At 64.3% G+C, this 11,808-nt stretch carries 18 protein-coding genes and 1 tRNA gene; 7 read left to right on the forward strand and 12 right to left on the reverse strand.

Annotated elements, in window-relative coordinates; translation table 11 throughout:
* Window positions 1-20 precede the first annotated feature (20 nt).
* The 3 genes from ACTUWL_RS33185 to ACTUWL_RS33195 are packed head-to-tail and all read right to left on the reverse strand — an operon-like array spanning window position 21 to window position 2,949.
* Complete coding sequence (locus ACTUWL_RS33185) at window positions 21-1,379, reverse strand: TRAP transporter large permease (protein WP_021079271.1); 1,359 nt, start codon at window positions 1,377-1,379, stop codon at window positions 21-23.
* Window positions 1,376-1,930 (reverse strand): TRAP transporter small permease, encoded by a 555-nt coding sequence (locus ACTUWL_RS33190; RefSeq protein WP_021079272.1) that lies wholly within the window; start codon window positions 1,928-1,930, stop codon window positions 1,376-1,378. Before ACTUWL_RS33190 ends, ACTUWL_RS33185 begins: the two co-directional genes overlap by 4 nt.
* Window positions 1,927-2,949, reverse strand: a complete 1,023-nt coding sequence (locus ACTUWL_RS33195; protein ID WP_021079273.1) for a TRAP transporter substrate-binding protein — start codon at window positions 2,947-2,949, stop codon at window positions 1,927-1,929. The genes ACTUWL_RS33190 and ACTUWL_RS33195 overlap by 4 nt, the downstream gene beginning before the upstream one ends.
* A 297-nt stretch (window positions 2,950-3,246) precedes the next feature.
* Here ACTUWL_RS33195 and ACTUWL_RS33200 point away from each other — a divergent pair, with 297 nt between their 5' ends.
* Window positions 3,247-3,492, forward strand: coding sequence for a pentapeptide MXKDX repeat protein (locus ACTUWL_RS33200; protein WP_021079274.1), 246 nt, complete (start codon window positions 3,247-3,249; stop codon window positions 3,490-3,492).
* A 58-nt stretch (window positions 3,493-3,550) separates the two neighbouring features.
* On the opposite strand, the gene ACTUWL_RS33205 is transcribed toward ACTUWL_RS33200, so the two are convergent.
* Both ACTUWL_RS33205 and ACTUWL_RS33210 read right to left on the reverse strand, forming a co-directional pair.
* Window positions 3,551-3,907: a DUF6481 family protein gene (locus ACTUWL_RS33205; protein ID WP_021079275.1), complete on the reverse strand. Its 357-nt coding sequence runs from the start codon at window positions 3,905-3,907 to the stop codon at window positions 3,551-3,553.
* Between the two features lie 214 nt (window positions 3,908-4,121).
* Window positions 4,122-4,373, reverse strand: coding sequence for a hypothetical protein (locus tag ACTUWL_RS33210; RefSeq protein WP_035651580.1), 252 nt, complete (start codon window positions 4,371-4,373; stop codon window positions 4,122-4,124).
* 188 nt (window positions 4,374-4,561) lie between these two features.
* On the opposite strand from ACTUWL_RS33210, the gene ACTUWL_RS33215 reads away from it, so the two are divergent.
* Window positions 4,562-4,738, forward strand: coding sequence for a hypothetical protein (locus ACTUWL_RS33215; RefSeq protein ID WP_021079277.1), 177 nt, complete (start codon window positions 4,562-4,564; stop codon window positions 4,736-4,738).
* Between the two features lie 143 nt (window positions 4,739-4,881).
* Window positions 4,882-5,187 (forward strand): hypothetical protein, encoded by a 306-nt coding sequence (locus ACTUWL_RS33220; RefSeq protein WP_021079278.1) that lies wholly within the window; start codon window positions 4,882-4,884, stop codon window positions 5,185-5,187.
* A gap of 92 nt (window positions 5,188-5,279) precedes the next feature.
* On the opposite strand, the gene ACTUWL_RS33225 is transcribed toward ACTUWL_RS33220, so the two are convergent.
* Window positions 5,280-5,456: a hypothetical protein gene (locus ACTUWL_RS33225; protein WP_021079279.1), complete on the reverse strand. Its 177-nt coding sequence runs from the start codon at window positions 5,454-5,456 to the stop codon at window positions 5,280-5,282.
* A gap of 208 nt (window positions 5,457-5,664) precedes the next feature.
* On the opposite strand from ACTUWL_RS33225, the gene ACTUWL_RS33230 reads away from it, so the two are divergent.
* The 3 genes from ACTUWL_RS33230 (at window position 5,665) to ACTUWL_RS33240 (ending at window position 7,583) form a co-directional block, all read left to right on the forward strand.
* Window positions 5,665-5,880, forward strand: a complete 216-nt coding sequence (locus ACTUWL_RS33230) for a hypothetical protein (RefSeq protein WP_021079280.1) — start codon at window positions 5,665-5,667, stop codon at window positions 5,878-5,880.
* A 142-nt stretch (window positions 5,881-6,022) separates the two neighbouring features.
* Entirely contained in the window at window positions 6,023-6,931 is a 909-nt protein-coding gene (locus ACTUWL_RS33235; protein ID WP_021079281.1) for a 2-dehydro-3-deoxygalactonokinase, read from the forward strand.
* 16 nt (window positions 6,932-6,947) lie between these two features.
* The gene (locus tag ACTUWL_RS33240) at window positions 6,948-7,583 is read left to right on the forward strand and encodes a 2-dehydro-3-deoxy-6-phosphogalactonate aldolase (RefSeq protein WP_021079282.1); all 636 of its coding nucleotides are present in this window, start codon (window positions 6,948-6,950) and stop codon (window positions 7,581-7,583) included.
* A gap of 27 nt (window positions 7,584-7,610) precedes the next feature.
* Here ACTUWL_RS33240 and ACTUWL_RS33245 read toward each other — a convergent pair whose 3' ends face one another.
* Window positions 7,611-7,916, reverse strand: a complete 306-nt coding sequence (locus ACTUWL_RS33245) for a hypothetical protein (protein WP_021079283.1) — start codon at window positions 7,914-7,916, stop codon at window positions 7,611-7,613.
* A gap of 220 nt (window positions 7,917-8,136) precedes the next feature.
* Between ACTUWL_RS33245 and ACTUWL_RS33250 the strand changes: the two genes are divergently transcribed.
* Window positions 8,137-8,550, forward strand: a complete 414-nt coding sequence (locus tag ACTUWL_RS33250; protein WP_021079284.1) for an SRPBCC family protein — start codon at window positions 8,137-8,139, stop codon at window positions 8,548-8,550.
* 296 nt (window positions 8,551-8,846) lie between these two features.
* On the opposite strand, the gene ACTUWL_RS33255 is transcribed toward ACTUWL_RS33250, so the two are convergent.
* The 5 genes from ACTUWL_RS33255 to ACTUWL_RS33275 all read right to left on the reverse strand — a co-directional run bounded on the left by ACTUWL_RS33255 (window position 8,847) and on the right by ACTUWL_RS33275 (window position 11,582).
* Window positions 8,847-9,143: a GMP synthase (glutamine-hydrolysing) gene (locus tag ACTUWL_RS33255; RefSeq protein WP_021079286.1), complete on the reverse strand. Its 297-nt coding sequence runs from the start codon at window positions 9,141-9,143 to the stop codon at window positions 8,847-8,849.
* Window positions 9,144-9,635: 492 nt separating this feature from the next.
* Window positions 9,636-10,103, reverse strand: a complete 468-nt coding sequence (locus ACTUWL_RS33260) for a DUF992 domain-containing protein (RefSeq protein ID WP_106940307.1) — start codon at window positions 10,101-10,103, stop codon at window positions 9,636-9,638.
* Window positions 10,104-10,427: 324 nt separating this feature from the next.
* On the reverse strand, window positions 10,428-10,562 hold the full coding sequence (locus ACTUWL_RS33265) for a hypothetical protein (protein ID WP_021079288.1): 135 nt from the start codon (window positions 10,560-10,562) through the stop codon (window positions 10,428-10,430).
* Between the two features lie 179 nt (window positions 10,563-10,741).
* Window positions 10,742-11,440 (reverse strand): hypothetical protein, encoded by a 699-nt coding sequence (locus tag ACTUWL_RS33270; RefSeq protein ID WP_021079289.1) that lies wholly within the window; start codon window positions 11,438-11,440, stop codon window positions 10,742-10,744.
* 65 nt (window positions 11,441-11,505) lie between these two features.
* Window positions 11,506-11,582 (reverse strand) — tRNA-Arg (locus ACTUWL_RS33275).
* Window positions 11,583-11,808 lie beyond the last annotated feature (226 nt).

Genomic DNA, 11,808 nt, shown 5'->3' on the forward strand with positions numbered 1-11,808 from the left:
GCACTTTTCCGGATCATGCTTTAGCGCCCGCCGTCGGGCCCCATCACCAGGTTCGGCAGCCAGGTCGATATCTCCGGGAAGAAGCAGAGCAGGAGCACCGCGAACATCATCAGCAGCACGAACGGCAGCGTGCCCCAGATGACTTCGCTGAGGGGAATGTCCGGCGCGACGTTGCGGATCACGAAGATGTTGAGGCCGACCGGCGGGTGAATCAGGCCCATCTCCATCACGATGGTCATGACGACGCCGAACCAGATGATGTCGAATTCGGCGGCCCGGAGCGGCGGCAGGATGATCGGCGCGGTCATCAGGATGATCGAGACCGGCGGCAGGAAGAAGCCGAGCACGATCACCATCACGAGGATCGCAAACAGCAGTTCCCAGCGCGGCAGATGCATCGCGACGATCGCTTCCGCCGCCGATTGCGAGATGTGCAGATAGCTCATCACGTAGGAATAGAGCAGCGACATGCCGATGATCAGCATCAGCATGGTGGATTCGCGGATGGTCGATTTCAGGATCGGCGACAGGTCGCTGGGTTTCCACACGCTGTAGATCACGGCGACCAGCGCGAGCGCCAGGAGGCCGCCGAGCCCTGCGGTTTCCGACGGCGTGGCGTAGCCGCCATAGAGCGCGATCATCACACCGGTCAGCAGCAGCACGAACGGAATCACCCGCGGCAGCGCGCTGAAGCGCTCGGCCATGGTGAACTCGTCGTGCTGCAGGATCGCGGCGTCCTTGCCGGTCGCGTCATAAGCGGCCTTGGCCATGGCGTATTCCTTGCGGAAGCGGAACACGGCGTAGAGGCCGAACAACGACACCAGCAGCAGTCCCGGGCCGATGCCGGCGAGGAACAGCCGCCCGAGCGATTTCTCGGCCGCGACGGCGAACAGGATCATCGTGATCGAGGGCGGCAGCAGGATGCCGAGCGTGCCGCCGGCGGCGATGATCCCCGCGGCAAAGCCGCCGGAATAGCCGCGCTTGCGCATCTCGGGAATGCCGGCCGAGCCGATCGCCGAACAGGTCGCGGGCGACGACCCGGCCATCGCCGCGAACAGCGCGCAGGCGAACACGTTAGCGACGCCGAGGCCGCCGGGCACGCGGTGCAGCCAGGCGTGCAGCGCCGAGTAGAGGTCCTGGCCGGCGCGCGATTTGCCGATCGCCGCACCCTTCAGGATGAACAGCGGGATCGACAGCAGCGTGATCGAAGCCATTTCCTCGTAGACGTTCTGCGTCACCGTATCGAGCGAGGCCGCCGGCATGTAGATCGCCATGAACACGACCGCGACCGCACCGAGCGCGAATGCGATCGGCATGCCGGAGAACATCGCAAACAGGGTGGCAAGCCCGTAGGAGATGCCAATACCAAACACGGTCATCGGCGCGCGCCACCGGTCAGCGGAATGAGGATTTGCAGGAGGAGCTGCACGCAGAGCAGGGTCATGCCGAGCGCCATCAGGCCATAGGGGATCGCAAGCGGCGGCGACCACATCGAGTTGGACACCTGGCCGTCGACATAGGCCTCGTGCGCCAGCGTCCAGGATTTCCAGGCGAAGAAAGTGCAGAATGCGAAGCTCGCGACATCGACGAGCCACAGCCTGATGCTGTTGGCGCGGGTCGAGAGCAGGCCGACGAACGCCTCGATGCTGACGTGACCACGCTGGCTCTGCACATAGGCCGAGGTCATGAAGGTGGCGCCGACCAACAGGAACACCGCAGCCTCGTCCTGCCAGTAGTTCGGGCTGTGGAACAGGGCGCGGCCGAGCACGCTGTAGCTCAGGATCACGCAGGCCGCGATCAGGGCCAGCGCGGCGAACACCACGATGATGTTGTTGCAGACGGACAGCGCGCGCCCGAGCAGCGCCACGGGTGTGTTGCCCGCGGCGCCGCTCGAGGTTTCGGCCTGATCCGCGATCGGACCATGCATCATGCGGCGACGTCGCTTGCGAGCTTCAGCAGGTTGGCTGCGGTCGCCGTCTTGGCGCCATAGTCCTTCCAGGCCGTGTCGCGCGCGATGTCGCGCCACTTGCCGACAATGGCGGCGTCGAGCGCGCTGACCTTGGCGCCGGCCTTCTCATAGACCTTGGCCACCTCGGCATCGTCGTCCTGCGCGCCCTTGCGGCCGAAAGCCTCGAGTTCGGCGCCGACGGCGAGGATGATGTCCTGCTGGTTCTTCGGCAGCTTGTCGAAGATCGCCTTCGACATCATCAGCGGCTCCAGCATGAACCAGTAGGAGGCGCCCGCGCCCGAGGTCAGCGACTTCGCGACCTCCTCGAGGCGGAACGAGATCAGGCTGGTGGAGGAGGTGATGCCGGCATCGCAGGCGCCGGTCTGCATCGCGGCGTAGATCTCGTTCGAGGGCACCGACAGCACCGCGGCACCGGCGGTCTGCAGCACCATGTCCATCTCGCGCGAGCCGCCGCGCACCTTCATGCCCTTGGCGTCCTCGGGCGCCACGATCGGCTTGGAGCGGCTGGCGACGCCGCCGGCCTGCCAGACCCAGGAGATCAAGAGGATGCCCTTGTCGGCGAGGAAGTCGGAGAGCGCCTTGCCGACCGGCTCCTTCTTCCAGCGCAGGCCCTGGTCGTAGGTGGTGACGAGGCCCGGCATCAGGCCGATATTGGTCTCCGGCAATTCGCCGCCGGCATAAGGCATCGGATACAGGCTGAGATCGAGCGCGCCCTTGCGCATCGCCGAGAACTGCGCGTTGGTCTTGATCAGCGAGGAGTTCGGATAGACCTCGGCGGTGAGGTCGCCGCCCGAGCGCTTGGCAACCTCGGCCGCGAACATCCGGCACAGCCGGTCGCGGAAGTCGCCCTTGTCGATCGTGCCGCCGGGAAATTGGTGCGAGATCTTCAGCGTGGTCGCGGCCTGCGCGGTCCCGACGCCCATCCGTACGACTGCGGGCGCGGCGAGGGCGGAAGCGAGAACGTGGCGGCGTGTGAGCATGGGTTCTTTCCCTGAAGGGCTTCTTGAGTGGCTGTTAGACCGGCGCGGAGTTGCAGCTTAGCCGGTCTTCGCGTGGGTTTTCTCTCATCTGATAGTTCGAGGCGCCCTGATAGTGCGAGCCGATACGCGGCCGCAAGCGTTGCCGTTGCTGCGGCGCACACTGCGCGCCGACCCGGCGCGTGCGCGCGGGACGCTTCAAGAATTTGTTATTGGAGGTAACAACGGGCGGCGCAAGTGCGTCGAGGAGAGAGCGGCAAGTCGTCGCGCTCACACTGGATCATACAAGGGATCATCATCATGACCACCAAGACCCGCCTCGGCCTCTCCGCAGCTTTGCTCTCGTTCAGCCTGGCGCTCGCGCCCGCTGCCTTCGCTCAGGACAAGATGGGCCACGACGATGCGATGAAGAAGGAAGGCGCGATGTCCAAGGATGCCATGTCCAAGGACGCCATGAAGAAGGACGATGGCATGAAGAAGGACGACGCCATGAAGAAGGACGGCGGCGCGATGATGAAGAAGGACGACGGCATGAAGAAGAACTGATTGCCGCGATCGATCACCGCCCGCAGGCCCGCCGTCGTGGCGGGCCTGACGACGGTGGCTAGCGCTTCTTCTTGCCGCGCTCCTTGCGCGCCGCGTAGCGGGCGTCGCGCTTGGCCTTCTGCTCGGCCTCGAGCGCAGCCAGTCTTGCGACTTCCTCTTCCTTCTCCCGCGCGATTCGGGCGGCCTCGGCTGCGGCGGTTTCTTCCTCGCGGCGCTTCCGTTCGGCCTTCTCGATTTCACGGGCTTCCTTGGCCTTGGCGCGGCGTTCGGCAATCGCCGCGCGCTCCTCGGCCCGTGCCTTCACGGTCGGATCGTCAGCGCCTGGCTGGGTACGAAACTTGTTGAGGAGGTTTTGCCGCGCCTGCAGGGCCGCTTTCTGGCGGTCGGCAAAACCCGGTTCCTTGAAGCCACTCATAGAGGAAGCCCGCTGCTTTCTGTTCGTTGATGGATGGGGTTCGGTTCGGCGTTCAATAAGTGAATGGCGGCGAAAAGGCCAGTGGCGAACGAGGGGCTGTGGAGCAAAGGAGATATGAGCGCACAGCAAATGGCGGTGGTTGCCTACGCCTGGAGGTCGGCGTGGTGAGTGGTTGGTCACCGAATCCGGCGACAGCCCGGCCCTGTCGCAACGTCTAGCCGCGCTCAGACTGCTCCCGCCATCCGTTGCCCAGGACGTCATTGCCGGAGACCTTGGTGCCCAAAACCTTGGCGACCGTCTCGGCGGTCATCGCGCTCCGGTCGGAAGCGCGCTGGGCTTCGAGCCTGTCGCGCGCCTTTTCGGTGATCAGGAGGCTGATCAGGCGCAGCCTGCTGGTCTCGTCGACAGCTTCCGACAGTAGTTGCCTGTAACGCTGATAATCGTAGCTCACTTGCTGTTCGCTCATCGGCACGCCCCGCACACGCGCTCCACCTGCGCGAGCAGTGTTTCGCGAGTCTGAAGCGCCCGCAATGGAATTGCAGGGGCAGACGGCTGCCGGCGCGCATTTCGTTGTGCGACTGTTGCAGAATTGATCGCACGCAACCGTGCAAACGGTCATGATGCGGGGCAATCGCAACGGGAACCCAAGCGGGCATGAGCGAATCCGAAGACGGAGGCAACCGCCGTGGTGCGTTGATCGGATTGCTGGTCGCGGTGGTCATGCTCGCGGTCGGTCTCTGGCTCGCGCACGACCTGACGGCGGCGAGCAAGATGCAGGATTGTGTGATGTCGGGCCGATCCAACTGTAATGTGATCGAGCCGGCACGCTGACCCTGCCTTGCGGCAGTGCAATATCGCTCCCACATCAGACCGTAAGAGTCGGGCTGAACTGTTTGGTCCCGGTTGTGATTCCGGTCACACGCGGACAAGTGAGCTGCCTGATCAATCCCCAGAGATCGGCGGGAACCAAGGCCATGATGTCAAAGCTGTGGTCCGGAAAGGGCGCGGCGCTGGCTGTCGCAGGCGCGGCGGGTGCCGTTTTGGTAGCGTATGTGTCCCTCACGCTGGCATCGCCCGAACAGGTGTCCAGCGCGGGCCTCGGCCCCGGATGGCAGTGCAGCCGGGTGGCTTTCGTGCTGACCACCTGCACCCGGGCGGGCGAGGCCGAGCGCGAGGCCAGGGGTGAGGGCGAGGTCAAGGCTGCAGATGAGGCCAAGGCCGTAGGTGAGGTCAAGGCGATCCCCGTACGAGCGAAGGACGATTGTCCGCCTGAACCCTAGTTCTGTTGCTGTCGGGTTTGCCTCATACCAGCGGTGCCACGTGGCTCAAACCCGCGCCGGCCGGCCCGGGCGTCAGAGCGCCGTATTTCAGATTATTTCTTGGTGGCGCCACGCGGCTTGATCGAGAGGCCGAGGCGCATCGCCATCTTCTTGATCCGCTCCGGCGAGCGGCCGGTCGCCTTCACGACCTCCTCCAGCGTCTTGGAGGAGCGTGCCAATTCCATCAGTCGTCGGTCCTCCTTGAACGACCACCGCGGCTTTCTGGCCATCTTGTTGGTATCCTTGCGCATTGCTGGGCAACAAAGCCGCCAGGCGGGGTCGCCTGACGGCCTTGCCGGTGTGGGCCCGGACCTTGGGGAAATGTCCGGTGGATAAGCAATACTGCTTCCGGATAAGGTCGCAATTGAAACCGGAATTTAACCTAACCTATCAAGGTTACTTGTAAGGTTACTTGGATAGAGCGTGGCAGGAGGCCTTATGCGCAAGGTCGCCATTTTGAGTGCCGCAGCATTTTTACTGTCCGGTTGCTGGCCCGACCCGGAGGTCACGGGATCGACCAACAGCTGTGCGGCCAATCTTTATAGTCAGTACAATCCCAAGGTCATGGATCAGTGCGTCAATGCCTGCATCAAGTGTGACCACGGCAACGTCACGACCTGCACGACCTCCTGTACGCTGAAGGGCGCGCGGTAACCGAACCGCGCATGCCCTGATGCGAGGAGTTTCGTAGCAGCACGCCAACGGGCCGTCTTGCGCGGCCCGAGGAAGGCCTTTATCGCGTCTCATGAGCGGTGCCGTCGCTGCGCCGGAAACTGAGTGCGTGGAACTGAGCGCGATGAGCGGGCCTTCCTATGTCGCGGTCGATTGGGGCACCAGCAGCTTCCGGCTCTGGCTGATGGACGCTGGCGGCGAGGTGTTCGGCGAACGCCGCAGCGACCAGGGCATGACCGCGGCCGCGAGGACCGGCTTTGCCTCCGTGCTGCAATCGCATCTCGACGCGCTGGGGGCGGCCGTCGATCTGCCGGTCGTGATCTGCGGCATGGCCGGCGCGCGGCAGGGCTGGGTCGAGGCCGGCTATGTCGACACGCCGGCGCATCTCTCGGACATCCTCAAAGGTGCCGTCAAGGTCAGCGGGCAGGCGCGGGACATTCGCATCCTGCCGGGAATTGCGCAGCGCAATGTCGCGGCTCCCGACGTGATGCGCGGCGAGGAAACCCAGTTGCTCGGCGCGCTCGGTCTGGACGCACCGGGCGAGGCGCTCGTTTGCATGCCGGGAACGCATTCCAAATGGGTGCGCCTGCGCGGCGGAACCGTCGAGCGTTTTGCGACCTTGATGACCGGCGAGTTGTTCAGCGCGGTCGTGCGCGACACCATCCTGTCTCACGCCGTCGCGGACGCTGACGAGGCTGTTGATGCCGACGCGTTTTGCTCGGCGGTCGCTGAGGCATTCGCCTCGCCTGCGCTGTCAGCCAACCTGCTGTTTCGCGTGCGATCGCGGCAATTGCTGTTCGGCGGCAGCGCGCAGGCCGCGCGCGAGACGATCTCGGGCACATTGATCGGCGCCGAGCTGGCGGCCGGCCTCGCCGAGCGGGCGCGGGCAACGCCGGTCACGCTGATCGCATCGGGCCGCCTGCAGCGGCTCTATCAGATCGGGCTCGAACACCTTTCCATTCCGCTCAACGTCATGGATGCAGACGAGGCGGTTCGCCGTGGCCTTGCCGGCGCAGCGGCGGCGATCTGGTAAAATTGAGGATCAACGCATGAGCATTCCGTTTCCGCCGATGCAGCGTCCGCTGCTCGCGATCCTGCGCGGCGTCAGGCCGGACGAGACCTTGGGCATCGTGAGCGCGCTGATCGAGGCTGGCATGACCGCGATCGAGATTCCGCTGAACTCGCCCGAGCCGTTCCGTTCGATCGCGATCGCGGCGAAGCGGGCGCCTGCCGATGTCCTGATCGGCGCCGGCACGGTGCTGTCGGCCGCGGACGTCGATCATCTCCACGACGCCGGCGGGAGTCTCATGGTGTCGCCGAACGTCGATGTCGACGTGTTGAGGCGGGCCCGGGACCACGCGATGGTCACGATGCCCGGCGTGTTCTCGCCGACGGAAGCCTTGCTCGCCGCACGTGCGGGCGCCTCAGGCCTGAAATTCTTTCCGGCGAGCGTGCTCGGCGCCTCAGGCATCTCGGCGATCCGCGCCGTGCTGCCGCCGGATGCGATGATCGCCGCCGTCGGCGGCGTCTCGGAGCAGAATTTCGCGGTGTATGTGAAGGCCGGCATTCGCGCCTTCGGTCTCGGCAGCAGCCTCTACAAGCCGGGCATGACGGCCGCGGATGTTGCGGTCAGGGCAAGGACGACGATCGAGGCGTATGACAGGGCGGTGCAGGGGGCGAGCTAAGCTCGGTCCGCAACGCCTGATCGCGGGTTAATCGTCGCGCTTGCCGCCATCGATCACCCTGAACAGCGGCGCCGCCTCGCGAGGGTTCTCGAGCAGCTCTTCGACCATGGCGATCGCGGCCGCGACGTACTTCTCGGTCGCGGCGTCCAGCGGCCGCTCGGCTTCGTCCGACAGCGCGAGCCTGGCGCCCTCGAGCAGCTTGCGGGTGCGGACCGCGGATTCGTCGCCGGCGGTGAGGGCGGCGCGGGCGATCGATCGCAGCACGAACAGCTCGCCCTCCAGCCGCAGCAGGCGGTCGTTCAGCTTGCTCAGCACAGTGTTCAGGTTCCGCATGACGTCCTCTCCGGGCGTTGGCTCCGTCTTCCATACACGGTCATTCCTGACGAAATTCTTGTGCCGGCGCCAAACCCGGGCGGCCCCGGGCCGGGACGGCCTGCTGGTGGAGCCGTTTGTGGATCATCGCGGATGGCCCTAGTAGAGTGATCGCGATCCGCCGGCCCGGCCGGGCGCCAGGGGCGCATCCACCCGTTCAATCACGACGAAGGAAACGCATATGAGGATTGCCGTCGAAACGATCGTTGCCGCACCGATCGCCGATGTCTGGCGCGCCTACACCACGCCGGACGATATCAGGCAATGGAATGCGGCTTCCGACGATTGGCACACCACTGCTGCGACCGTGGATCTGCGCGCCGGCGGCGCCTTCTCCTCGCGGATGGAAGCCAAGGACGGCAGCATGGGATTCGATTTCGCCGGCACCTACACCAGGGTCGAGGCGCCGCGGCTGCTCGAATATTCGTTCGGCGATCGCACCGCGCAGGTTGCGTTCACGCCCGAGGCCGGCAGCGTCAAGGTAGAGGTCAGCTTCGACAGCGAAGATACCCATTCGGTCGAACAGCAGCGCGGCGGCTGGCAGGCGATCCTGGACAATTTCAAGCGCTACGTCGAGGCAAAGCGGCGGTCCTGATCCGGCCATTGCAGGGCGGCTCTCTCGGCGCGGTCGGGATGATGATCAGGAGCAAATTGCGATGCGCCTTGTTTTGGCACTTGGTCTGTTGGTGATGCTGTGCGCGCCGGCGAACGCCGCACCACGGCGTCACCCCCACCCACGGCAACCCGCAGCCGTTCGCGCGCCCGCGGATGTCACGCCGTCGGCGCGCTTCGCCGTTCCCGGCTGGAGTGACGAGGCGACCCGCCAGTGGCTCGACCGCGCGTCGGAAAATGCCGGCCGCGGCGGATAGTCCTACAGCCTGCGGCACCAATTCAATCGTCGCCGTCGTCTACGGTTCCGCGCGGGTTCGATGCCGAGCGGCCGCCATAGCGCCGCGGAGCGGCGGCGGCCTTTCTCGGGCTCACGTCTTCGCTTTCGCGTAGCTCCTTGCGTACGCGCCGCGCGGTTCGCATCGCGCGCTTGATGTTTGGATCGTGCGAATCCTCATCGAAGAAGAGGACGATCTCGCAGCCAGGGCATTGGCGCGTGTAACCGTTCTGCAGCCGCATGGCGCGATCGCGAAAGACGTTCTTGCAGCGTGTGCAGCGGATCTGGACGGAATCTTCCATGACGGTCCTGCATTTCGGTGCACGCTCACAATACCTCTGAGGAGGCAGTTCGAAGCAAGAAATCACGAAGCGCGCTGCAATCAAACGCGGCAGCCTGCAACGTCACGACCAGAATGCATCGGGCCGTTGAAGGCGCCGGAACCTTGTTCATGCACGGAGAACTAGGGAAGCATTCGTGCGCTGGATGATAAAGAACAGGATGCGACTTCAGAGCAGACCGTGAACATCAAAAAGAACGGCCCCAGCGCGTGGGCCACGCTGAGGCCAAGTTGACACTTTGGTCGTGAGGCACCGTCACAGCACCTCGATGCTTAACCTACCCGCGTTTCTCTCCAGCCAAATAGCCCATATGGGCCATGATGTCTGGCACAGAACGTGCAGACTTGGAGCCGTCAGGATTTTGCATCACCTTCCTGGGGCTAGGAGCAGCGCCGTCCGCATATATTTCAAGCGGACGGCGTTGTGCGTTTGACTTGCCGCGCGCGAGCACGATCAGGGATTCACCGGCCGAATTTCCAGGCTCTCGATTTTCACCGGCGGTGGTGCGGGATCTTTTTCGTCCAACGGATGCAAGGCGACCGTCGCATTCGTACCGCCTGTGAGAACGTTGTCGCCGGCGCCGCTCGCGTGCGTGTAGTTGCCGGCGAGATCGTCGAGCCCGAGCCGCGACACCGGTGCCATCACCTTCCAGGTGAGGGTGACTTCCTGCTCACCGATGAAAATGCCGAAGTTGCGAATGGCCGCGACGTAGCGGCTGTCCGGTGCATTCTCGACGTGCAGCACGCAGTCGAGATTGGTCACCGGGCCCAGGATGAAACCGGTGTCGGGGCCGCCGCGACATGCAAGCGTTCCGGCTTGCACCTGTTGTGCCTCGGCGGTTGCGATGGGGGCGACGACAATTACCGCCCCACACATCGCAAGGACGACGCAATGATCCGTTGCACGCATGGTGCTGTACAACGCCGATCGAAGCGCGATCGGTCCACGATCTCAGCCACGGCCTTTGCTTGTGGTTAAGAGAGTTTTAGGGAGCCTCGGCCGCAGCGGCCTTCGCGAGCGATCCGGCAGAGCTGCGGGGACCACTCGCTGCGCAAGCCGCAGCCGATCGCCCCGCCGCAGAATGCGCCGGTCGCAACGACGCTAACTGTGTCCCGAAAATTACGCCGCCGGGCTGGAAATGATTTGTCCCGGCGGCGACCTGTTCCAATCTGGGCCCGCAATCCCAGTGACGGTCTGTCTGCAGGACCGGCGCCAAGGTTCGAACGCACCGGACTCTTACGGGGATCAGCGCCTGGCAACCGTCTGGTGCTGGCTGCCGACCTTCTTGTGCAAGGGCGCAGGCCCGATGGTGGCCCAAACCACCGCCGCAATCACCATCGCCGTCAGGATGGCGCCGGCCAGGGGCTGATCGTTGTCCATGGTTCGCGTCCGTTCAGATATGCTGATCGAGCTTGCGCATCTCCTGCAGGCGGGCCAGGCAAAAATCGCGGTACAATTCGTTGATGAAATCCCACATGACCGAATCCCCTTTTGGTCGAATGTTGGGACGCTACGCCGGGTTTGTTTCCGGCCGGCTTCGCGGCCTCCGGAAAATGGCTTCATCGAGGGGCGGCGTGGCGATCCGGCCAGGACCGCAGCGGTGGCCCCGAGGTTGCCGCGCGATTCCGGTCTCTCATCAAGATGATCGCGATCACGGCGGCGCACATCAACGGACCAACGGGAACCAGCACCAGCGGAAATGCGTAGCCCAATACGAACACGATGCCGACAGCGATCCGAAACACCCGACGATCGGAGAGCAGCGAGATCCGGCTATCCGTCTTCGCGTTCATCAGAAACACCAACGCGAGCGCCAGGATCGGCATATCGTAGATGGCGAAGTAGGGCGAAATGAGCGGCGTTACCGCAAGCAGGGTTGCGGCCTGCAAGGCGAAGCTGACGTTGCGGCGCCACATGACCAGCACCCAGATCGCGCAGGCCGACGCGATCGCGATCTGCAACGACATCGCCGATCCGTAGCCCAGGCCGGCAAATCGAAATAGCCCGTAGTTGCTCTGCAGCTTGTACCATGGCAGCACGCCGCTGAGGTGAAACTGCGTGGTCGCGAAAGTCGCTGCCTTACGAAATCCGTTGAAGCTATCCCAGCCGAAGATGACCCCCGTGAGCAGGATGAGGGTCGGCGCCACGAAGCAGGCCGTATGTTGCTGCAGGGCCGCGATTCGGCGCGCCGGCGCGCTCGACCAGTCGAAACCGATTGTCTTTCGAAGCAGGCATTCCTGGTCGTAGAGCGTCCGCAACGAAGCTGGCCAACATTGACCGGCTGATCCGCTTCCCGGATCACTGCGACGACCTGAGCCATTGTTGGCGATCCCGGCAGGATTCGAACCTGCAACCCGCGGAGTAGAAATCCGCTACTCTATCCAGTTGAGCTACGGGACCGTGGCCGCCTTGTAGCACCGCCATTATGAAAAATCCGCTTTTCCGCCAAGTCGGTCCGAACCGATTTCTGTGGGCGAGCGACAAAGGCGAGCAGGGGTCCCGTCCTGCGTTGGCCTGTCCAGCCCCCGAGCCGGCATGATGCTGCCGCCGGGGTTGGTCGAAGGAATGTCGGCAATGCGATCTGCGACGTTTTCGTCCGTTCATGTCGGCGCCTTCACTCCGTCAC

It is taken from the genome of Bradyrhizobium sp. WCU1, assembly GCF_053474805.1.

Bases quoted from the DNA above. Each gene is read 5' to 3' on its own strand.
- ACTUWL_RS33185 (WP_021079271.1), bottom strand. From the start codon at position 1,379: ATGACCGTGTTTGGTATTGGCATCTCCTACGGGCTTGCCACCCTGTTT.
- ACTUWL_RS33190 (WP_021079272.1), bottom strand. From the start codon at position 1,930: ATGATGCATGGTCCGATCGCGGATCAGGCCGAAACCTCGAGCGGCGCC.
- ACTUWL_RS33195 (WP_021079273.1), bottom strand. From the start codon at position 2,949: ATGCTCACACGCCGCCACGTTCTCGCTTCCGCCCTCGCCGCGCCCGCA.
- ACTUWL_RS33200 (WP_021079274.1), top strand. From the start codon at position 3,247: ATGACCACCAAGACCCGCCTCGGCCTCTCCGCAGCTTTGCTCTCGTTC.
- ACTUWL_RS33205 (WP_021079275.1), bottom strand. From the start codon at position 3,907: ATGAGTGGCTTCAAGGAACCGGGTTTTGCCGACCGCCAGAAAGCGGCC.
- ACTUWL_RS33210 (WP_035651580.1), bottom strand. From the start codon at position 4,373: ATGAGCGAACAGCAAGTGAGCTACGATTATCAGCGTTACAGGCAACTA.
- ACTUWL_RS33215 (WP_021079277.1), top strand. From the start codon at position 4,562: ATGAGCGAATCCGAAGACGGAGGCAACCGCCGTGGTGCGTTGATCGGA.
- ACTUWL_RS33220 (WP_021079278.1), top strand. From the start codon at position 4,882: ATGATGTCAAAGCTGTGGTCCGGAAAGGGCGCGGCGCTGGCTGTCGCA.
- ACTUWL_RS33225 (WP_021079279.1), bottom strand. From the start codon at position 5,456: ATGGCCAGAAAGCCGCGGTGGTCGTTCAAGGAGGACCGACGACTGATG.
- ACTUWL_RS33230 (WP_021079280.1), top strand. From the start codon at position 5,665: ATGCGCAAGGTCGCCATTTTGAGTGCCGCAGCATTTTTACTGTCCGGT.
- ACTUWL_RS33235 (WP_021079281.1), top strand. From the start codon at position 6,023: ATGAGCGGGCCTTCCTATGTCGCGGTCGATTGGGGCACCAGCAGCTTC.
- ACTUWL_RS33240 (WP_021079282.1), top strand. From the start codon at position 6,948: ATGAGCATTCCGTTTCCGCCGATGCAGCGTCCGCTGCTCGCGATCCTG.
- ACTUWL_RS33245 (WP_021079283.1), bottom strand. From the start codon at position 7,916: ATGCGGAACCTGAACACTGTGCTGAGCAAGCTGAACGACCGCCTGCTG.
- ACTUWL_RS33250 (WP_021079284.1), top strand. From the start codon at position 8,137: ATGAGGATTGCCGTCGAAACGATCGTTGCCGCACCGATCGCCGATGTC.
- ACTUWL_RS33255 (WP_021079286.1), bottom strand. From the start codon at position 9,143: ATGGAAGATTCCGTCCAGATCCGCTGCACACGCTGCAAGAACGTCTTT.
- ACTUWL_RS33265 (WP_021079288.1), bottom strand. From the start codon at position 10,562: ATGGACAACGATCAGCCCCTGGCCGGCGCCATCCTGACGGCGATGGTG.